Genomic DNA, 19,924 nt, shown 5'->3' with positions numbered 1-19,924 from the left:
GGGATACAAGCGGCCTGCCAACCGTTGCAGTGGGGCATCCGCGCGCCGGGGGAGCCGCGGCGGGGCGGATGCGCGCCAGCCAAGGAGGTTCTCCAATGCGCATCCAATCATGGCCGATGCTTTCGGCCTTTGCTGTCTCGACTGCTTTGCTGCTCGCATCTCCGGCCTTGGCCGAAACTGTGAAGTACAATGCGACGCTCGACGGTAGCCAGCAGAGCCCGCCCGTCACCACCAAAGGCAAGGGAACCGCCACATTCACCTTCGACACCGCCAAGAAGAAGCTCAGCTGGAACGTCAAATATTCCGGCCTCAGCGGACCTGCGACGGCTGCTCACATTCACGGGCCGGCCGCGTCGGGTGAAAACGCACCTCCGGTGATCCCATTCAAGAAGCTCAAGAGCCCGATCAAGGGATCGGCGACGCTGACCGACGCGCAGGCGGCCGACCTCGAGGCCGGCAAGTACTACGTCAACGTCCACACCAAGGCGAATCCGGACGGCGAGATCCGCGGCCAGATCGAGAAAGCCGGCGGATCGATGTAGCGGAGTTTCCTCAGGCAGCAGCGAGGGGGGCGACCGCCTCGTTCTGCCTGATCAGGACTTGTCGCGTATCTGTGTCAGCGTGCGGGTCGGCGTGATGGCTTCGGGATCGAGCCTGATCTCGACGATCGCCGGCTTGCCGCTGGCGCGTGCGCGTTCGAAGGCCGGAGCGAAGTCTTCGGTCCTTGCGACGGTCTCGCCATGGCCGCCATAGGCGCGGGCGAGGGCGGCGAAATCCGGGTTCTTGAGGTCGGTCGCCACGACGCGGCTCGGATATTCCCGCTCCTGATGCATGCGGATCGTGCCGTAAATGCCATTGTTGACGACCACCACGATGATCGGCAGGTCGTATTGCACGGCGGTCGCGAACTCCTGCCCGTTCATCAGAAAACAGCCGTCGCCGGCAAAAGCGATGACCTCGCGATCCGGGTACAGGGCCTTGGCCGCGACCGCGGCCGGCGTGCCGTAGCCCATCGAGCCGGAAGTCGGCGCCGCCTGCGTGGCGAAGCGGCGGAAGCGGTGGAAGCGATGCACCCAGGTGGCGTAGTTGCCGGCGCCGTTGGTGAGGATGGCGTCTTCCGGCAGCGCCTTTTCCAGATAGGTCATGATCGGCCCCATCTGGACGGCGCCGGGGCCGGTCTGAGGCGGCGTCGACCATTCGAGATAGGCGGCATGCAGCTTTGCCGTCTCCGCCGCCCAACCGGGCGCGGCCGGACCTTTGCGTCTGGCGAAGGCTCGCACGAAGGCGGCGGGGGAGGCGTTGATCGCCAGGGTCGGCCGATAGACGCGGCCAAGCTCGCCGGCGTCGGCGTGGACATGCACCAGCATCTGGTCCGGGTAAGGGCTTTTCAACAGCGTATAGTCCGAGGACGGCATCTCGCCCATGCGGCCGCCGATGAGCAGCACCAGGTCTGCCTGCTTGACCGTTGCCGCCAGCTTCGGATTGATGCCGATGCCGACATCGCCGGCATAGTTCGGATGCAAGTGGTCGAACAGCATCTGGCGGCGGAAGGAGCAGCCGACCGGCAGTGACCAGGCCTCTGCGATACGGGTGACGTCCTGAACCGCTTGAATATCCCAGCGCGTGCCGCCCAGGATGGCAATCGGCCGTTTGGCGGCATTGAGCAGGGCCTCAAGCCGGTCGAGTTCGGCTTCACCAGGGCTTGTTTCGACCAGCGTATGAGCCAGCGCCGTTGGGGCCTCGACCTCGCTGGTCAGCATGTCCTCGGGCAGCGAGATGACAACTGGGCCAGGGCGGCCTGACGTCGCCACCGCGAAGGCGCGGGTGACGAATTCCGGGATGCGTGAGGCATCGTCGATCTCGACCACCCATTTGGCGATGTCGCCGAAGAAACGCTTGTAGTCGACCTCCTGAAAAGCCTCGCGCTCCTTGGCGTGACTGGCGACCTGGCCGATGAACAGGATCAGCGGCACCGAATCCTGCATGGCGATGTGAATGCCGGCCGAAGCGTTGGTGGCGCCGGGGCCGCGGGTGACGAAGCATATGCCGGGCTTGCCGGTCAGGCGCCCCTGGCAGTCGGCCATCATCGCCGCTCCGCCTTCCTGACGGCAGACGATGGTGCGGATCGGCGAGTCATGCAGCGCGTCGAGCACTGCCAGATAGGATTCGCCTGGAACGCAGAAGATGCGGTCGGTGCCGTTCGCTTGGAGCGCCTCGACGATCAATTGTCCGCCCGTTTTCATTTTGCTGCTCTCTCCAGTTCGGCAAGGATTTCCTCAGTGTGCTCGCCGAGACGCGGCGAGGGGCGCTCATAGACGAGCGGCGTGCCGGACATCACCATCGGCGCACGTACCGTAGGCAGCAAATTGCCATGACCGTCGTCCAGGTCGAGCCGCATGCCGCGCGCGATCGTCTGCGGGTCGGCGAACATCTGGCCGATCGTGTTGATCGGGCTTGCCGGCACGCCGGCCGCCTCTAGCTTCGCCAGCAGCGGATCGCGATCCCACGTGCTCAGCGTCTCGATGATCTGTTCGCGCAGCTTTGCGCGATTGGCGACGCGCGCCGGATTGGTGGCGAAATCCGGATTGGCTGGCAGATCGGTGAGGCCGACCGCTGCGCAGAACTTGGTGAATTGTCCGTCATTGCCGACCGCGAGGATGATATGGCCGTCCTTGACCGGCAGCACCTCGTAAGGCGCGATGTTCATATGCGCGTTGCCCATCTGCACGGGCGACTTGCCCGAGACCAGATAGTTGAGGTTCTGGTTGCCGAGCGCCGAGATCTGGCTGTCGAAGAGCGCCATGTCGATATGCTGGCCTTCACCGGTCCTTTCTGCATGGCGAAGCGCCGCCTGGATGGCGATCACCGAATAAAGCCCAGTGAACAGGTCGGAGATGGCGACGCCCGCCTTCTGCGGCTCGCGGCCGACCTCGCCGGTGATCGACATCATGCCGGCCATCGCCTGGATGATGAAATCGTACCCAGCGCGGGGCGCGTAGGGCCCGTCCTGGCCAAAACCGGTGATTGAGCAATAGACGAGACGCGGGTTGATCCTCTTCAGGCTTTCATAGTCGAGCCCGTATTTCTTGAGACCGCCAAGCTTGAAGTTCTCGATCAGCACGTCGGCCGTGGCGACGAGGCGGCGGAGCGTGTCGGCGCCCTCGGGCTTGGAGAAATCGATGGCGACCGAGCGCTTGCCGCGATTGCAGGAATGATAGTACGCCGCCGAAAGGTTCTCGCCGTCATGGCTCATGACGAAGGGCGGGCCCCATTTGCGGGTGTCGTCGCCGCCGTGCGGGCTCTCCACCTTGATGACATCGGCGCCGAGATCGGCGAGCAACTGCCCGGCCCAGGGGCCTGCCAGGATGCGGGCGAGTTCGATGACGCGGATGCCTTTCAGCGGGGGTTCAGCCATGGATCACCGTGAGTGGTCGAAAGCGCAGCGTCTACCAACAGAGGTCGCCCCTGTCACGACCCATGCAATGGGCCAATGCCGCTAGAGTTCAGCGTATGATCCGCCCAGGCGGCGAAATCATTCATGATGATGTCGCGGTTGACCTCGTTCAGGCTTTCGTGGCGGGTGTCGGCGTAAATCTTTGAAACCAGATTCGAAAAGCCCATTTTGTCCATCCGCCGGGCAAGGTGGTGAACCGCTTTGCCGTGGTCCGATGCCGGATCCTTCCCGCCGCCGATCAGATTGACGAAGAGGTCGCGGCGCACGCCGGCGAAGCTAGAATCCCTGCCGGCGTAGAGCGCCAGGTTGACCACATCGCGCCACATGGAGACCGAGGCATCCCAGCCGCAGAGCGGGTCAGCGATGTATTTGTCGACCTCGACCGGATCACGCGACAGCCAGTCGAACAAGGTCCGGTGATTGGGTACGGCCTTGCCCCAGGCCTGGAAGGTCAGCTTGGGCAGCAGCCGAGATGGCACGTCGGAGCCCAGCCGCATCCTTTCCCAGCCCAGGATGGCCAGGGCCAGCCGGCCGAGCAGGCCTTGCGAGAAATTGCCGTTCCAGATTGCGGCGGCATGGACGCGATCGGAATGGCGGAGCACGAAATTCAGCGCGATCGAGGCGCCGAGCGAGTGTCCAAAAGCGATGACCGGCAATCCCGGATGTTCAACGGCGATCAGATCATGCACCGCGCCGACATCGGCAATCACCTTGGCGATGCCGTCGGTATCGGCGAACCGGCCGAGCGGCGCATCGGGCGCCTTTGTCGCGCCATGGCCGCGATGGTCATGGGCGTAGACATGGAAGCCGCGCGCGCCGAGGAAGTCGGCAAAGCGGGCGTAACGCGCCGCATGCTCGGCCAAGCCGTGATTGATCTGGATGACGGCGCGCGGGGATAGTTGCGCATGTTTCACATAGAGGTTGAGGTCGGCCCCGGTCGGTGAGGCCAGCCTGGTCTGCTTGTCGAATGGCATGTCTCGCTCCCTTGGCGACTGATGGGCGAGGGCTTCGGCTGCGTCAAGAGTGCGAGATCCTTTCGAGCCTATGGAGTGCGCTTATCGCTCTCCTGGGGATTATTTTCGCGCGACGACAAAGATCGCAATTCTGACACGTCGCCTGTTCTAATGTGGCGAATCCGATACGGTTCGATGATCGCCGGGAGAGCGGGAATGCGGGTTTGGGCAGTATGGGGTTCGGTTGTTCTGGCCCTGGTTGGCGCCGGCGCGGCTCAGGCCGATGTGAGGATGAGCGGCACCTTCGTGGCCGACAGCGCCTGTCCGGCAACGCAAGCCATCAGGAGCGGCAAGAACTCCGGCAACGTGTCTACCGAAGCGGGACAGACCTATCAGCTTCTGGCAGGCAACAAGGACGAGCCCACCCATTATCTCATCCAGGTTCCTGGCGCCGATCCGGAGCGACGCTGGGTGAAGATCGGCTGCGGTCATGTCACCGGCAGCAGCGCGTCCGCCACGCCCTCGCCGGCCGATCCGATGAAGCCGTCGCAACCTGGTTCCGGCAAGCCTGAATATGTGTTCGCGCTGAGCTGGCAGCCCGCATTCTGTGAGACCAAGGCCAACAAACCCGAATGCAAGGCGCAGAATCCCAACGAATTCGACGCTTCGCACTTCACGCTGCATGGGCTGTGGCCGCAGCCGAACGGCAATTTCTATTGCCAGGTGTCGGCGGGCGACAAGGCCAACGACAATCCCGCGCATTGGGGAGATTTGCCACCCGTCGAACTCGACGCCAACACGCGCGCCGAGCTCGACCAGATGATGCCGGGCACGGCGTCCAAGCTGGAGCGCCATGAATGGATCAAGCACGGCACCTGCTACGGCAAGAGCCAGCAAGAGTATTTCTCCGACGCGCTCAATCTGATGCGCGCGGTGAACGCCTCGCCGGTGCGCGATCTCTTTGTCAAAAACATCGGCAAGCAGCTGACATCGGAGCAGATCCGCAATGCCTTCGACCAGGCCTTCGGCAAGGGCGCTGGGGACCGCGTGCGCGTCTCCTGCCTTGTCGATCCGTCGAGCGGAAGGCGGTTGATCGGCGAGCTGACGCTCGGTCTCTCCGGTCCGATCGGCCCCGACAGCAAGCTCGCCAGCCTGCTGATCGCCTCGGCGCCGACGAGCAAGGCGGGCTGCCCGAAGGGCATGGTGGACGCGATAGGGTTTCAATAGGGCGCGTGCCTAGGCCCGGATCTGGCCGCCGAACCGAGCATGATCGCCGGCTGGTGAAGATCGCGGCGTGCCGAAAGCGATTGCCGTTCGGCGCTTCATCGCCTACATAGCGCGCAACCCCATCCAATTCGACAGTTCAGTTTCAGGGAAAGCGCGCGTGGCTCGCCAGTTCATCTATCACATGTCAGGCCTGTCGAAGGCCTACGGCACCAAGAAGGTGCTCGACAACATCCACCTGTCCTTCTATCCGGACGCCAAGATCGGCATCCTCGGCCCCAACGGTTCGGGCAAGTCGACCATCCTGCGCATCATGGCCGGGCTCGACAAGGAGTTTCAGGGCGAGGCGTGGCTGGCCGAAGGCGCGACCGTGGGCTATCTCGCTCAGGAGCCGCAGCTCGACAACAGCAAGACCGTGCGTGAAAACGTCATGGACGGCGTCGCCAGGAAGACCGCCATCATCGAGCGCTACAACGAGCTGATGATGAACTATTCCGACGAGACGGCGGACGAGTCGGCCAAGCTGCAGGACGAGATGGACCGGCTGAACCTGTGGGATCTCGAGCAGCAGGTCGAGATGGCGATGGACGCCCTGCAGTGCCCGCCGGCCGATTCCGAAGTGACCAACCTCTCGGGCGGCGAGCGGCGCCGCGTGGCGCTCTGCCGGCTGCTTCTCGAGCAGCCCGACCTGTTGCTGCTCGACGAGCCGACCAACCATCTCGACGCCGAGACCACGCAGTGGCTGGAAAAGCACCTGCGCGACTATCCGGGCTCGGTGCTGATCATCACCCACGACCGCTACTTCCTCGACAACGTCACCGGCTGGATTCTCGAGCTCGACCGCGGCCGCGGCATTCCCTACGAGGGCAACTACACCAAATATCTCGATGCCAAGGCCAAGCGCCTGATCCAGGAAGGGCGCGAGGACGACGCCCGCCAGAAGGCGATCTGGCGCGAGCGCGAATGGATCCAATCCTCGCCGAAGGCGCGCCAGACCAAGTCCAAGGCGCGCATCAAGGCCTACGAGGAATTGGTCGAGCAGTCGCAGAACCGCAAGCCGACCGACACGCAGATCGTCATCCCGTCGAGCGAGCGCCTCGGCAATGTCGTCATCGAGGTCGAGGGCCTCAACAAGGGCTTTGCCGACGAGCTTTTGATCGAGGATCTGTCGTTCAAACTGCCGCCGGGCGGTATCGTCGGCGTCATCGGCCCGAACGGTGCCGGCAAGACGACGTTGTTCAGGATGATCACCGGCCAGGAAACACCGGATGCCGGCTCGATCCGCAAGGGCGAGACCGTGAAGCTCGGCTATGTCGACCAGAGCCGCGACGCGCTCGACCCGAACAAGACTGTTTGGGAAGAGATCTCGGGCGGCGCCGAGGTCATCAAGCTTGGCAAGCACGAGGTCAACAGCCGCGCTTACTGCTCGTCCTTCAACTTCCGCGGCGGCGACCAGCAGCAGAAGGTCGGCAACCTTTCCGGCGGCCAGCGCAACCGCGTGCATCTGGCCAAGATGCTGAAGGGCGGCGGCAATGTGCTGCTGCTCGACGAACCGACCAACGATCTCGACACCGAAACGCTGGGCGCGCTGGAAGATGCGCTCGAAGCCTATGCCGGTTGCGCGGTGATCATCAGCCACGACCGCATGTTCCTCGACCGCATGGCGACCCACATGCTCGCCTTCGAGGGCGATGCGCATGTCGAATGGTTCGAAGGCAACTTCGAGGAATATGAGAAGGACAAGCTGCGCCGCCTGGGCGCGGAGGCGGCAACCCCGCACCGCATGACGCACAAGCGGCTGACGCGGTAACAAAGTCCGTGGGCGGCGAACACATATGAGGCTCTGAAATGGCTGACTGGTCCGCCGCCCAATATCTGAAGTTCGAGGACGAGCGCACGCGGCCCGCGCGGGACCTGGCAGCACAAGTCCCGGTCGATTTCCCGCGCCGCGTCGTCGATATCGGCTGCGGTCCGGGCAACTCGACGGAGCTGCTGGTCGAGCGCTGGCCGGATGCGGAGGTCAGCGGCTTCGACACCTCACCCGACATGATCGAGAAGGCGAAGGCGCGGCTGCCCAACGTGAATTTCGCTCTAGCCGATGCTTCCGCATGGCAGCCGGCACAGCCCGTCGACGTGATCTTCGCAAACGCGGTCTTTCAATGGCTGCCGGAGCATCCGGCGGTGTTCCAGCAGCTGATCGGGCTGCTCGCGCCGGGCGGCGCCTTGGCCATCCAGATGCCCGATAATCTTGGTGAACCCTCGCATCGGTTGATGCGCGACACCGCGGCCGAGATGCCGTTCTCGGCCAAGCTCAGGAGCGCCGCCCGCGCGCCGCTGCCCCCGGTTTCCTTCTACTACGATCTTCTGTCGCCGCTCGCCGATCGCGTGGATATCTGGCACACGATCTACAATCATCCGTTGGCCAATGCCGAAGCGATCGTCGAATGGGTCAAGGCGACGGGGCTGAAGCCGTTCCTCGATCCGCTCGACGCGGACGAGAGAAAGACATTCCTCGAAAGCTACACCGCAAAGATCGCAAAGGCCTATCCGAAGACGGCGACCGGCAAGGTGCTGCTGCGCTTCCCGCGCATCTTCATCATTGCCAAGCGGGCCTGACCGTTTCCGGTCAACTCATCGCGATAGCCGGAACTGCGATTTAGGCTGGCATAAACCGGCCAAATGCGACAAGGGTAGCGCGCTCCGGCACAAAGGCCGTGCCTCGGACGGATTGGACATGCATCGCGTCATCATCAGCGGCATCGGCGCCGAAATCCCCGAGCCTGTCATCACCAATGAAGAGCTGGTCGAAAGCTTCAACAGCTGGGTCGACACCGAGAATGCGCGCCGCGCCGTCACAGGCGAGACGCTGCTGCAGAAGTCGGACAGCGACTTCATCGTCCATGCGTCGGGCGTGCAGACCCGCCATGTGATCGAACGCGAAGGCATCCTCGATCCAACCCGCATGGCGCCGCGCATTCCGGCCCGGCCGGACGACGCGCTGTCGCTGCAGGCGGAGTTCGGCATCGCTTCGGCCAAAAAGGCCATCGCCCATGCCGGCGTGGAAGGCTCGGATATCGATCTGGTGATCTGCTCGGCCTCGCATCATCAGCGGCCTTATCCGGCGATCGCCATCGAGATGCAGCAGGCCCTGGGCACCAATGGCGCCGGCTTCGACATGGGGCTCGGCTGCTCTTCCGCCGCGGCGGCGCTGCACATCGCGGTCAACCTGGTCAGGGCAGGGGCGCACAAGCGCATCCTGGTGTCGACGCCCGAAATCATCACCGGCCATCTCAACTTCCGCGACCGGCAGACGCATTTCATCTTCGGCGACGCCTCGGTCGCCATGATCGTCGAAGGGCTCGACCAGGGCGAGAAGCGGCCGGGACGCTTCGAGGTGCTCGACACGCGCACTTGGACGCAAATGTCGAACAACATCCGCACCAATCTCGGCTACCACACCCGCACTGCCCAGGACGATCCCTACCAGATCAACCTCGAGGGCAATCTGATCAAGCAGGTCGGCAACAAGGTGTTCAAGGAAGTCACGGTCGCGGGCCACAAATTCATCGTCGAGTTCCTGGCCGAGCATGGTCTGGCGCCGCAAGGCATCCGCCGCTTCTGGCTGCATCAGGCCAATGCGCGCATGAATGCGATGATCCTGAAACTCGCCTTCGGCCATGATGTCGACCATGACCGCGCGCCGATGGTGCTGGAGCGGCTCGGCAACACGGCGGGCGCCGGCGCCATCGTGGCACTGTCCGAAAATCATGCGGACATGAAGGCCGGCGATTTCGGCCTGCTCTGCGCCTTCGGCGCAGGCTATTCGATCGGCGGCGCGCTGCTGAGGATGTTGTAAACCGGCTCAGGCGGGAACGAACGGCACCAGCATCGGCACGCGCCTGGCATAGTCGTCATAGGCGGGGCCGAGCTCGCCGCGCAGGAAGCTCTCCTCCAGCCTAGCCTTGACGACGATGCCGACAAGCAGCAGGGCAGCGCCGGCAACACCCCAGACAGTGCCCTTGGCTGCCATGGTGGCGAGGATCGACACCAGCAGGCCGGTGTAGATCGGGTGGCGGACCAGCCGATAGGGACCGGTGTCGACCACGCGGTGATCGGCTTTGGCGGTGACGGTGCCCGACCACAGCCGACCGAGATGCAAGCGCGCCCACCAGGCGAAAGCGATGCCGATCGCGATCAGGGCGACGCAGATCCAGCCCTTGGCAAGCGTCGGCGTCCACAGCCGCAATCGGCCGACATAGCCGTGCGCCGGCGCGAACAGCAGAAAGGTGCCGGCCAGCCAGAGAACCCGGTAACGGGCCTCAGCCTTGAAGTCCGCGCGCTTTTGCGCTGGATCGGCCCACGCGGCGGCCAGCACCCAAGACACCACCCAGGCCAACCAGAGCGCGGCGATCGCATGTTGAACCTGCATGATCTGAACCCTCCCAAGTTCGCGCCGCCATTTACGCCGCCGGCGCGGCGGCAATGCGGCGGAATGTGAAAGCGTGCGGCATCTTCAGGTAAGAAAGTCGTGATCGCCATGAAGCGCTGTGATCGGATCATCAGCGCTTTCGACTGGACCGAGTAGCCGAGCGTGTCTAGACCAACGCTATGCAGGAAACGAACCTAGAGCTTTTTCCGTCGGCGGAGCCGACGGCCGACATCGTCGCCGGCCGCAAGCTGACAGCATTGGCAGCGGCACTCTATGCCGCGCAGTCCGATCATTTCGAGACAAGGCCCGTGGACGAATTGCGCCTTGGCTTCGACGGGATCGAGGGTGACTTCCATGCCGGCGCGACGCGGCGCTCCGGCGGGCGCGAGCCCTGGTACCCGCGCGGCACCGAAATGCGCAACGAGCGGCAATTGTCGCTCGTCGCCGCGGATGAGCTCGCCATCGTCGCCCACCGCATGGGCCTCGAGGAGATCAAGGCGGAATGGATCGGCGCCAACCTGATGATCGAAGGCCTGCCGCATCTTTCGATGCTGCCGGCGGGGTCGCTGTTGTTCTTCAAGGGCGGCGTGACGATCAAGATCGACGGCCAGAACAAGCCCTGCCGGGTCGCCGGGCAATCGATCGCCGAACATGTCAACGCGGCGGATCGCGACGCGACGGCCTTGCTGTTTCCGAAGACGGCGAAGAGGCTGCGCGGTCTGGTCGCCTGGGTCGAAAAACCCGGCATCATCAGGACCGGCGAAGAGATTTCGGTGCGGGTGCCGGAGCAGTGGATCTATCGCGCGTGATCGGGCTTCGGCTTTGGATATCGCCGGTTCAAGTCTCGCTCGAGTGAACTGTTGGAGTGGCTTTGGTTGTCATCCGTAGCGCACTGCGCTCGACCAGGCCGGATCCTCGTGCTTTTGCCAGTAGAGGCGCATCAGACGCTCAGTGATCGCCCCGACCTTGCCATCGGCAACCGGAGCACCGTCGATCATCGTGACGGGCATGATGCCGCCGGCCGTCGAGGTGATGAAGACTTCGTCGGCTGACTTGAGCGCGGCCACGCTGACATCCGCGGCAACCGTGGGCAGTCCCGCCTCGGCGCACAGGTCAAACACGGTGCGGCGCGTTATGCCGGGCAGCACGCCGACGGCGGGCGTGGTCAATTTGCCTGCCCTGACACAGAACACGTTGAAGCCTGGACCTTCGGCGAGGTTGCCGTTGAAGTCGAGGACCAGCGCGGTGTCGGCGCCGCGGTCATAAGCGTCATAGAGCCCGCGCACCAGGTCCAGCCAATGGTAGTTCTTGATCGAGGGATCGATCGAGGCAGGTGGGATACGGACTTTGTCGCTGATCGCGACGTGGAGGCCGCTTCGCAATTGTTCGGCATTGGCGACCGAGCCGAAGGGGACGGCGAAAGCCATGAACCGGTTGATCGCCTGACGCGGATCGCGGCTGAAGGTCGGCGAGGCGCCGCGCGTGCACAGCATCTCGACATAGGCACCGCGATGGCCGGACAGCGCGACGCAATTGTGCAGGATTTCGGCAACGCCGTCGCGGCCGAACGGGATGGTCATGCGAAGCTTTTCCAGCCCGCCGAAGAAACGGTCGAGATGCAGATCGAGACGGAAAAAGCGGCCGTCCCAGACATGGACCGTGTCGTAAGTGGCGTCGGAATGCAGAAAGCCCCAGTCCAGCACCGACACCTTTGCCTGCGACATCGGCAGATATTGTCCATCGAGGTAAGCGACGCCGTTGGGATAGGCATGCGGATCGAGATGACGCTCTGACAGAATGGGTAGTGGCGCGGCAGGCGCGGGGGCGGCTTGGCTCATTTCGCTCCATCTTCGTCGTTGTGGAAAGGCAGGTTAGCGTCCAGCTTCGAATGAAGTAAGAGCCAGGCCAACGGCGCTGTCTAGCCTAGCCTGTGCTTTACTCGTCCTCGTCATCCTCTTCCAGCAGCCGCGTCGCGCGCCAGCGGGTCAGCACCTCATTGGTCTCGTCGATGACAAAGAAGCGTGCCGAGTCGCGGTCATAGCCTTCGGCCAGCAGTTTGTCATAGTCGGTATGGGTGTGGCGGACATGCGCGATGGTTGCCAGCCACACCGCGATCGTCGGCGGCAAGCTCTTCATATGCACGGCTCCGGCATCGGCGCGGATTTTTTCCATGTCGGAATAGGGGGCGAGCGGCAAGAGCGCGGTGAGCGCCTTGGCAATCGCGCGGCGGCGGCCGGTCGGCGCGCTCATTTCTCCTCCCGTCCGGCAATGGCCGCCTCAGGGAAGGCATCGGTCGACGCATAGTAGGGCTTGATGTCGACGACCGGCGTGCCGTCGAGCACGTCGATGGCGTCGATCTCGATCCGGCCTTCCTCGATATCGAGCGCGACGAGCTTGGCGATGTGCAGGCCGACAGGGTTCGGCCGGGCAGGGGAGCGCAGCGAGAAAACGCCTTTCGGTTCAGCCGCATGGCGCGGCTTCTGCACAATCAGATTCCGTGGGGCATGATCGAGCCAGGACAGGATGACGATGTGGCTGGCGCGATCGAGGTTCTGCAGCCCCCGGCGGTAGGGCTTGTCGATCAGGATGGCCCCAGTCCGACCGGTCTCGCGGGCGGCGCGCATGTTCTTGGGACAATCCTCGCGGCTCGTCCAAGGCGAGGCGATCCGGCCGATGAAGACGACATGGCCGTCCGGCGGCAGATTGGCCGGGTCGTTTTCCAGGAGCGTCTCGTCCTCGCGTCTCTCGAACATCGTTCAATCAATCCGCGGACGCATGGCCTGCAATGCGCGGACCATGGCTGCGCCATTTTCTTGTCCGAGAGCGACATAACGCTTGCCAGGGTTTTAAATTCGACATAAACATATCTTTATATCTTTCAGCGAGAACCTTTCATGCATGTCACGCTCGACACGATGGTAGATACATTGAAGGCGGCTGCCGAATCCAGCCGCCTGCGCATTCTGGTGCTGCTGTCGCGCGGCGATCTCACGGTCTCCGACCTTACCGAAATCCTTGGCCAGTCGCAGCCGCGCGTCTCACGGCATCTGAAGCTACTGCTCGATGCCGGGCTGATCGGCCGCTACCAGGAAGGGTCCTGGGCCTTTTTCAGGCTGTCGGACACAGACAGCTCGCGCGATTTCGTTCAGCGGCTCGTCTCGGGCGTGCGCGAGGCCGATCCGCAGGTGGTGCGCGACCTGGAGCGGCTGGCCGCTGTCAAGCGCAAGCGGCAGGACCGGGCCGCGGAGTATTTTTCGGAGAACGCCGCCAGCTGGGATCGCATCCGCTCGCTGCATGTGCCGGATCGCGCGGTGGAAGCGGCACTGCTCAAGCTTGTCGGCAAACGGCCGTTCCAGTCGATGCTCGACCTCGGCACCGGCACGGGCAGGCTGCTGGAGATCTTCGCGCCGCTCTACCGGCGCGGCGTCGGCATCGACATGTCGCGCGAGATGCTGACCGTGGCGCGCGCCAATCTCGACAAAGCCGGCGTCGCCAATGCGCAGGTGCGCCAGGGCGACATCTTTTCGCCGCCGGTCGAGCGCAACGCCTTCGATCTCGTCACCATCCACCAGGTGCTGCACTATCTCGACGATCCGGCCCGCGCCATCGGCGAGGCCGCGAGGCTGCTGCGTCCGTCCGGCAGGCTGGTGATCGTCGATTTCGCGCCTCATAATCTGGAGTTCCTGCGCGACCAGCACGCGCATATGCGGCTCGGCTTTTCCGACCGGCAGATCGCCGACTGGTTCGAGGAGGCAGGGCTTGACCTCGAAGAGAGCCAGGAGTTCGAGCCGCGCGGCCAGGCCGAGGCGAGACTCACCGTCAAGCTCTGGTTGGGTCGCGATCGCCGCCTGCTGATCGCCGATCCGTCCAACGACACACTTCCAGCAAGGGAAACAGCCTGATGAACCAGTTCCGCTTTTCCCGCCGCCCCGACATTGGCGACAAGGTCCGGGTTTCGTTCGAGTTCTTCCCGCCGAAAACGGATGAGATGGAAGCAAGGCTCTGGGACACCGTCACAAGGCTCGAGCCGCTCAAGCCGCGCTTCGTCTCGGTGACCTACGGTGCCGGCGGCTCGACCCGGGAGCGCACGGCGCGCACCGTGAAGCGCATTCTGCACGAGACGACGCTGACGCCGGCGGCGCATATGACCTGCGTCGACGCGGCCCGGCATCAGGTCGACGCCGTCATCCAGGAATTCGCCGACTTTGGCGTCACCCGTTTCGTCGCCTTGCGTGGCGATCCGGCAGCAGGCGTGGGGACCGCCTATCGTCCGCATCCCGATGGTTATGCGAACGGCGCCGAACTGGTCGGGGCGCTGAAGAGCGTCGGCGATTTCGACATCTCGGTCTCGGCCTATCCGGAAAAGCATCCGGAAAGCCCGGACTTCGCCACCGACATCGACATGCTGAAGCGCAAGGTCGACAATGGCGCGACGCGGGCGATCACCCAGTTCTTCTTCGATAACGACCTCTACGAGCGCTATGTCGAGCGCGCGCGCCGCGCCGGCATCTACATCCCGATCGTGCCGGGTATCCTGCCGGTGCACAACTTCACCCAGGTCGCCAATTTTTCCTCCCGCTGCGGCGCGCTGGTGCCGGCCTGGCTGGCCGAGCGCTTCGAAGGGCTGGAGAACGATCCGCAAACGCATGCACTGGTGGCCTCAGCGGTCGCGGCAGAGCAGGTCCATGATCTGGTCGAGCGCGGCGTCGGCGATTTCCATTTCTACACGATGAACCGTGCCGATCTGGTCTTCGCCGTCTGCCACATGATCGGCATCCGCTCGCATGAGGCGGAGGCGGCCGGCTCGGCCGCGGCCTGATCAAACTCGCCGAAAAGTGTGCAGCGGTTTTGCGAAACGACATGCATTCAAAACAATGATTGAAACGGAAAAGGCCGGGCGGAACCCGGCCTTTTCGAATCGGTTGGACTCATCCTCGGTGCTGGTCTTCCCGGCTTCGGCGGGTCAGGGAAGAACGCCCATGATAAGGGCGCCGATGAATGCAAACGCAGCACAAATCATCAATGCGTTGATTGGCCTCGTCAGTCCCATGCCATAGCCTCCTCTTAAGAGCTATGGCCGGAATCTAGAGTCATTTGGGTCACAGGCAAGCGGAAAATGTGCTGCATTGCGACGTGATTGTGGAATTTGCGACCTCGAATTTGCCGTTAGCCATTGAAACTCTTCGGCAAAAATCGATCCAAGAGTTTGTGAATATATTATGGCGAAGCCGTGGCATGGCACCGCTACCATCGGCCGAACAGGCGCCCGTCAATGGTGATCAGACCGACTCCGATCAGCGCCATGCCGCCCATTTCGAAGAGCTGCAGCCGCTCGCCCAGAAACAGGAATCCGAGCAGCACGGCACTCACCGGTACGATCAAAGTGACCAGCGAGGCGTTGGTGGCGCCGGCCGAGGCCACGAGGTTGAAATAGAGGATGTAGGCAAAGGCTGTGGAGAGCAGGGCCAGCCCGAGCACCGCGGCCCAGACTGGCGGCGAGACCGAAAACAGTCCGGTCGGGCCGTAGGCAATCAGCACGACGGGGATCATGATGATGGTCGATGCGGTCAGTTGCCCGGTGGCGATGACCGGCGCTGGCACCCCCTTGAACCGGCGCGCGATCATCAGGGCAATCGCGTAGGACACCGAGGCGCCGATCAGCGCGAACTTGGCCCAGGCCGGCTCGCCGAGGCCAGCAGCCAAACCAGGACCGATCATGACAGCTGTTCCTGCAACGCCGAGCGAGATGCCGGCCAGCTTGTTCCAGGACAGTTTTTCGTCAGCGGTGAGCGCATTGGCGAGGAGCAGCGTCCAAAATGGCGTCGTGGCATTGAGCACAGAGGCAATACCGGCGCCGAGCTCGGTCTGGCCGGCGAAGATCAGCGAAAACGGAATGACATTGTTGGCCAACGCCAGCAGGAAGAACAGGCCGGCGTGGGGAAAGGCGAGACGGAAGGACGGGCCGCGGATCGCCAGATAGAGCTGAAGCGCGGCCGCCGCGATGGCGACGCGAAACAGCACCAGCGCCAAAGGATGGATCTCCGCCACGGCAATGCGGGCAAAGAAGAAGGAGCCGCCCCAGATCGCGCCGAGCAGCAGGAGCTGCGCCCAATCTCTGAGCGTCATCGGTCCGCGTGTCGGCGCGGCGCCAGCCGCCATCGTCATGTCGTCACCCCTCCCATGCCGATCGCTCCCTCAATCCGCCGAACCAGCTCCAACCGATATACGGTTCGGTGGCAAGGGCCACCCGAAACCTGCCCAATGGTTTAGCGTGGCGCAAAACGGCCGCTCGCAGGCGAAGGCGAGACACAGAACTGTTTTCTTTGGCGGCTAGCTAGGATTAATTGTGCGCGCCGAGATCAAGGATTCGTCCATGCAGCGATTCGAAAATGCCCGCGAGGCGGCACTGGCGCTTCGTCCGGACGATCCGGTCTATTGCTTCCGCCCGCAGGTGCTTAAGGCCGATGCTTTGCAGTTCATGGGCATGTTCCCGGGCAAGACCGCCTATGCGGTCAAGACCAATGGCGAGCAGATCGTGCTGAAGACGCTGGTCGAGGCCGGCGTGAGCGCCTTCGACGTCGCCTCGCCCGGCGAATTCGCCGCTGTGCGGGGGGTCTCGCCCGAGGCCGAAATGCTCTACATGCATCCGATCAAGGCGCAGTCGGACATCAAGCTGGCGCTGGAGAAATACGGCATCCGCGTGATTTCGCTCGATCATGAGGACGAGATCACCAAGCTGACGCGCGTGGTGCGTGCGCTAGACATCGATCCCGGCGCTCTCACCGTCTTCGTGCGCATCCAGACCAAAGGCCACGCGGCCTATGAGCTGTCGAAGAAATTCGGCGCCGGTCCCGCCAATGCGGTGGAGCTTGCCGAGCGGCTCAGCCGTACCGGCTACAAGGTCGGGCTGTGCTTCCATGTCGGCAGCCAGATCGAGGACCCCGACACCTACGAGCGCGCGTTGGCCTCTGCCGACTGGGTGCGCAACCGGCTGACCTTCGACATTGCCGGGCTCGACGTGGGCGGCGGCTTTCCGGCCGAGTACGGCCACGATCCCAACCGCAAGCACATCGAGATGCCGTCGCTCGGCCAGCTCATGTCGCGGCTGGCCGGCGACCTCAAGGAATACCGGTTCGACGAGATGCCGCTGGTCGCCGAACCCGGCCGCGTGATCGTGGCGCGCTGCCTGTCGCTGATCGTGCGCGTGCTCTTGCGCAAGGGCAAAAGGCTCTACATCAATGACGGCATCTGGGCGTCGCTCTCGGATTCATGGACCGGCAAGATCACGCTGCCGGCGCGCTTCATTCCCGATCCGGCGATCCGCACGCGCAATGGCAGCGACAAGACGGTCGTGCCGTTCAAGGTCTGCGGCGCAACGTGCGATTCCGTCGACATATTGTCGAGGCCGTTCTGGCTGCCGGAAACGGTCGACACGGGCGACTGGATCGAGATCGGCCATATCGGCGCCTACTCGCTGTCACTGAGGACGCGATTCAACGGGTTCTATCCCGACACGTTCGTGGAGGTGACGACGCCGTTCGACGAGGGCGACGCGCCGCAAGGTTTCGCGAGCTTGGAGACGATGGCGGATTGAGCTCCCCCTTCTCCCCTTGTGGGAGAAGGACAGGGCGCTACAATTTCGCCAGCAATTCCGGCGTCGGCCAACCGTCCACGGCCATGCCCAGGCGCATCTGCTCCTTGCGGATCGCTTCGCGGGTATTCGTGCCGAGGATACCGTCGACCGTGCCGACATCGTAGCCCTTGGCCTCAAGCTTGGTCTGCAGGGCCTTCATCTGGTCACCGTTGAGGCCGGGCTCGGGCGTGCGCGGATCGAATTGCGGCGCCCCGGCCAGACGGGTCGCCAGCACCGCAGCGGTGAGCGCGTAAGTGAAGGACTGGTTCCATTCCAGATAAACGTCGAAATTGTCGTAGGTCAGGAAGGCTGGACCCTTGCGACCCATGGGCAAGGCGAGCCCGGCCTTCAGGCCGTTGTCGACGAGCGGCGTGCCGTCCGGATTGGTCACGCCCCATTGGGCCCATTGCGACAGCGGCAGCTTGTTGGTGCGGCCGGTCTGGTCCCAGGGCATGTCGTCGGGAACGCGCACCTCCTCGACCCAGGGCTGGTCGCGCTTCCAGCCGCGCGACAGGATTTTGTCAGCCGTGGTCATGATCACGTCCGCCACGCTGTTCCGGAGATCGACCTTGCCGTCGCCGTCGCCGTCGACGCCGCGGGCGAGATAGTCGGTCGGTAGAATTTGCGTCTGGCCGATCTCGCCGGCCCAGGCGCCCTTGACGTCGGCCGGCAGCACGCCGCGGTCGATCAAGGTCAGCAACGGCACCAATTGCGGCCGGAACAACTGAGGGCGGCGGCAGTCATGCGCGAGGGTGACCAGCGCGTCCAGCGTGTGGAAATCGCCCTGCACGGCGCCGAAATCCGTCTCCAGTCCCCAGAACGCTGTGATGACGGCCGGCTGCACACCGAATTCCTTGTCGGCGCGCGCGAAGACGTCGGCATATTTCTTGAGGTTGGCCGCGCCCTGCTTCAGGCGATAGGCCGAGATCATGCGGTTCGAGAATTGGGTGAAGGTCTGGGCGAACACCCCTTGAGCGCGGTCGCGCGCCAGCACCTTTTCATCGATCGCGGCATTTTCCAGCGCCTTCAGGCCAACGGCGCCGACGCCGGCTGCCTTGGCTTCCGCGGCCACGCCCTGTTTCCACGCTTCGAAATCGCCGCCGCATTCCTGCGCCGCCGCAGGCCAAGCGAAAGCGCCGACCAGCAGCGCCGCCAGGATTTCAACGCGCAATCGCATCGCTTCCCTTACGAGACCGGGGCATGATCACGGCCGGGTGCGGACGCATCATGCGTAGATTTCAAAATTCAGGAGCGCCGTGCGGCACCCCGGTGGGGTGCGCCGCTCCGCATCGCCAGCGGTTGCAACTATCACCGCCCGCCATGTCGAAAGCAGGCAAGGGGGCCGATGTCAACGGGTGTTCTGCCGCAGCCACTTGTTCCAGGCGGCTTCCGAGCCGTTGAAAACATTGATGTCGGACTTGCCGGTCATGCCGGGCACGATGCCGGTTCCGGTGTACTGCCAAAAGGTGAAAGGATGGCTGCCATACTTCTGGCGCGGATGGCCGGCGACCGAGCGCAGCCAGTAAGGATAGCCGCGGAACGTCGCCAGGTTATTGTCATCGAAGAAGTCGAGCGACGTATAGATGATCGGCTTCTTGCCATAATGGCGCTCGACGATCTCGAGAAAGGTGGTCATCTCGCTGCGCACCGTCGCGGGATCGGGGCGCAGTCGGCAGGTCGGGGACTTCGGGTTCCATTCCATGTCGAGCACCGGCGGCATCGCCGACGGATCTTTCGGAACATTGGCGATGAACCAGCGCGCCTGGGTGGCGGCCGGGGTGCAGAAATAGAAGAAATGATAGGCCGCGCGCGGGAGTCCGACGGCCTTGGTGCGTGCCCAATGCTCGTTGAAATAATCGTCGAAGCGATCGCCGCCCTCGGTCGCCTTGATGAAGGCGAAGGAGATGCCGCTGGCCTTGGCCGTCGGCCAGTCGACAGAGGTCTGGTATTTTGAGACGTCGGTGCCGTGGATCGCATAATTCCACGGCGCGCCGCTGTCCCATTCATGCGGTTTGGAATCTTCGAAACGGGGCGCGCGCAGGGCGACCGTCTGCGATGACGGCGCCAGCGGCGATAGATCGTCCACGGTCGAGCAGGCGCTCAACAGCGTCAGCATCAGGATGGCCGCAAGACGGCGCATGATATCCCCCGAGCCGGGATCAGCCGGCCGCTGATGGGTCCTTCACTGATGGTGGTCGCTTCCGCAGGCCCCCTCCGGACGGTCGCCCCAC

The 19,924-nt window shown here is 63.8% G+C and carries 19 protein-coding genes; 9 read left to right on the top strand and 10 right to left on the bottom strand.

The window, feature by feature from the left end:
• The first annotated feature begins 95 nt into the window (after positions 1-95).
• A complete protein-coding gene (locus tag EOD29_RS02030) occupies positions 96-542 on the top strand; it encodes a CHRD domain-containing protein (protein ID WP_066990644.1) in 447 nt (148 codons plus the stop codon).
• 51 nt (positions 543-593) lie between these two features.
• Here EOD29_RS02030 and EOD29_RS02025 read toward each other — a convergent pair whose 3' ends face one another.
• The 3 genes from EOD29_RS02025 to EOD29_RS02015 are packed head-to-tail and all read right to left on the bottom strand — an operon-like array spanning position 594 to position 4,428.
• Positions 594-2,243, bottom strand: a complete 1,650-nt coding sequence (locus EOD29_RS02025) for a thiamine pyrophosphate-binding protein (RefSeq protein WP_127245813.1) — start codon at positions 2,241-2,243, stop codon at positions 594-596.
• Complete coding sequence (locus EOD29_RS02020) at positions 2,240-3,415, bottom strand: CaiB/BaiF CoA-transferase family protein (RefSeq protein WP_127216755.1); 1,176 nt, start codon at positions 3,413-3,415, stop codon at positions 2,240-2,242. Before EOD29_RS02020 ends, EOD29_RS02025 begins: the two co-directional genes overlap by 4 nt.
• A gap of 53 nt (positions 3,416-3,468) precedes the next feature.
• On the bottom strand, positions 3,469-4,428 hold the full coding sequence (locus EOD29_RS02015; RefSeq protein ID WP_127245812.1) for an alpha/beta hydrolase: 960 nt from the start codon (positions 4,426-4,428) through the stop codon (positions 3,469-3,471).
• 195 nt (positions 4,429-4,623) lie between these two features.
• Here EOD29_RS02015 and EOD29_RS02010 point away from each other — a divergent pair, with 195 nt between their 5' ends.
• The 4 genes from EOD29_RS02010 (at position 4,624) to EOD29_RS01995 (ending at position 9,487) form a co-directional block, all read left to right on the top strand.
• A complete protein-coding gene (locus EOD29_RS02010; protein WP_127245811.1) occupies positions 4,624-5,634 on the top strand; it encodes a ribonuclease in 1,011 nt (336 codons plus the stop codon).
• 157 nt (positions 5,635-5,791) lie between these two features.
• The gene (gene ettA / locus EOD29_RS02005; RefSeq protein ID WP_067328984.1) at positions 5,792-7,441 is read left to right on the top strand and encodes an energy-dependent translational throttle protein EttA; all 1,650 of its coding nucleotides are present in this window, start codon (positions 5,792-5,794) and stop codon (positions 7,439-7,441) included.
• A 38-nt stretch (positions 7,442-7,479) separates the two neighbouring features.
• Positions 7,480-8,247 carry a trans-aconitate 2-methyltransferase gene (gene tam / locus EOD29_RS02000; RefSeq protein ID WP_095824939.1) on the top strand — a complete coding sequence of 256 codons (768 nt, stop codon included), beginning with the start codon at positions 7,480-7,482 and terminating at the stop codon, positions 8,245-8,247.
• 118 nt (positions 8,248-8,365) lie between these two features.
• Positions 8,366-9,487, top strand: a complete 1,122-nt coding sequence (locus EOD29_RS01995) for a beta-ketoacyl-ACP synthase III (RefSeq protein WP_095824938.1) — start codon at positions 8,366-8,368, stop codon at positions 9,485-9,487.
• 6 nt (positions 9,488-9,493) lie between these two features.
• On the opposite strand, the gene EOD29_RS01990 is transcribed toward EOD29_RS01995, so the two are convergent.
• Positions 9,494-10,060, bottom strand: a complete 567-nt coding sequence (locus EOD29_RS01990) for an isoprenylcysteine carboxylmethyltransferase family protein (RefSeq protein ID WP_095825028.1) — start codon at positions 10,058-10,060, stop codon at positions 9,494-9,496.
• A 179-nt stretch (positions 10,061-10,239) separates the two neighbouring features.
• Between EOD29_RS01990 and EOD29_RS01985 the strand changes: the two genes are divergently transcribed.
• Entirely contained in the window at positions 10,240-10,869 is a 630-nt protein-coding gene (locus tag EOD29_RS01985) for an MOSC domain-containing protein (protein WP_095802403.1), read from the top strand.
• A 69-nt stretch (positions 10,870-10,938) separates the two neighbouring features.
• Here the strand turns inward: EOD29_RS01985 and EOD29_RS01980 are convergent, their stop codons facing one another.
• The 3 genes from EOD29_RS01980 to tsaA form a co-directional block, all read right to left on the bottom strand.
• Positions 10,939-11,898 carry a D-amino acid aminotransferase gene (locus EOD29_RS01980; protein ID WP_095824936.1) on the bottom strand — a complete coding sequence of 320 codons (960 nt, stop codon included), beginning with the start codon at positions 11,896-11,898 and terminating at the stop codon, positions 10,939-10,941.
• Between the two features lie 97 nt (positions 11,899-11,995).
• Positions 11,996-12,310, bottom strand: a complete 315-nt coding sequence (locus EOD29_RS01975; protein WP_066990672.1) for a DUF2293 domain-containing protein — start codon at positions 12,308-12,310, stop codon at positions 11,996-11,998.
• Positions 12,307-12,813, bottom strand: coding sequence for a tRNA (N6-threonylcarbamoyladenosine(37)-N6)-methyltransferase TrmO (gene tsaA / locus EOD29_RS01970; RefSeq protein ID WP_067328995.1), 507 nt, complete (start codon positions 12,811-12,813; stop codon positions 12,307-12,309). The genes EOD29_RS01975 and tsaA overlap by 4 nt, the downstream gene beginning before the upstream one ends.
• Positions 12,814-12,954: 141 nt before the next feature.
• Between tsaA and EOD29_RS01965 the strand changes: the two genes are divergently transcribed.
• Positions 12,955-13,962 (top strand): metalloregulator ArsR/SmtB family transcription factor, encoded by a 1,008-nt coding sequence (locus EOD29_RS01965; RefSeq protein ID WP_067328997.1) that lies wholly within the window; start codon positions 12,955-12,957, stop codon positions 13,960-13,962.
• On the top strand, positions 13,962-14,879 hold the full coding sequence (gene metF / locus EOD29_RS01960) for a methylenetetrahydrofolate reductase [NAD(P)H] (RefSeq protein ID WP_127245810.1): 918 nt from the start codon (positions 13,962-13,964) through the stop codon (positions 14,877-14,879). The genes EOD29_RS01965 and metF overlap by 1 nt, the downstream gene beginning before the upstream one ends.
• Before the next feature lie 425 nt (positions 14,880-15,304).
• On the opposite strand, the gene EOD29_RS01955 is transcribed toward metF, so the two are convergent.
• Positions 15,305-16,225 carry a DMT family transporter gene (locus EOD29_RS01955; RefSeq protein WP_095802406.1) on the bottom strand — a complete coding sequence of 307 codons (921 nt, stop codon included), beginning with the start codon at positions 16,223-16,225 and terminating at the stop codon, positions 15,305-15,307.
• 208 nt (positions 16,226-16,433) lie between these two features.
• Here EOD29_RS01955 and EOD29_RS01950 point away from each other — a divergent pair, with 208 nt between their 5' ends.
• Positions 16,434-17,654, top strand: a complete 1,221-nt coding sequence (locus EOD29_RS01950) for an alanine racemase (protein ID WP_127245809.1) — start codon at positions 16,434-16,436, stop codon at positions 17,652-17,654.
• 37 nt (positions 17,655-17,691) lie between these two features.
• On the opposite strand, the gene EOD29_RS01945 is transcribed toward EOD29_RS01950, so the two are convergent.
• Positions 17,692-18,870, bottom strand: coding sequence for a lytic murein transglycosylase (locus tag EOD29_RS01945; RefSeq protein ID WP_067329003.1), 1,179 nt, complete (start codon positions 18,868-18,870; stop codon positions 17,692-17,694).
• 171 nt (positions 18,871-19,041) lie between these two features.
• Positions 19,042-19,833, bottom strand: coding sequence for a GH25 family lysozyme (locus tag EOD29_RS01940; protein ID WP_067329008.1), 792 nt, complete (start codon positions 19,831-19,833; stop codon positions 19,042-19,044).
• Positions 19,834-19,924 lie beyond the last annotated feature (91 nt).

The sequence above is a fragment of the Mesorhizobium sp. M1A.T.Ca.IN.004.03.1.1 genome (genome assembly GCF_003997555.1).
GTDB lineage: Bacteria > Pseudomonadota > Alphaproteobacteria > Rhizobiales > Rhizobiaceae > Mesorhizobium.
The sequence above is the reverse complement of the archived record's forward strand: the minus strand, read 5'-3'. Positions and strand labels throughout refer to the sequence as shown.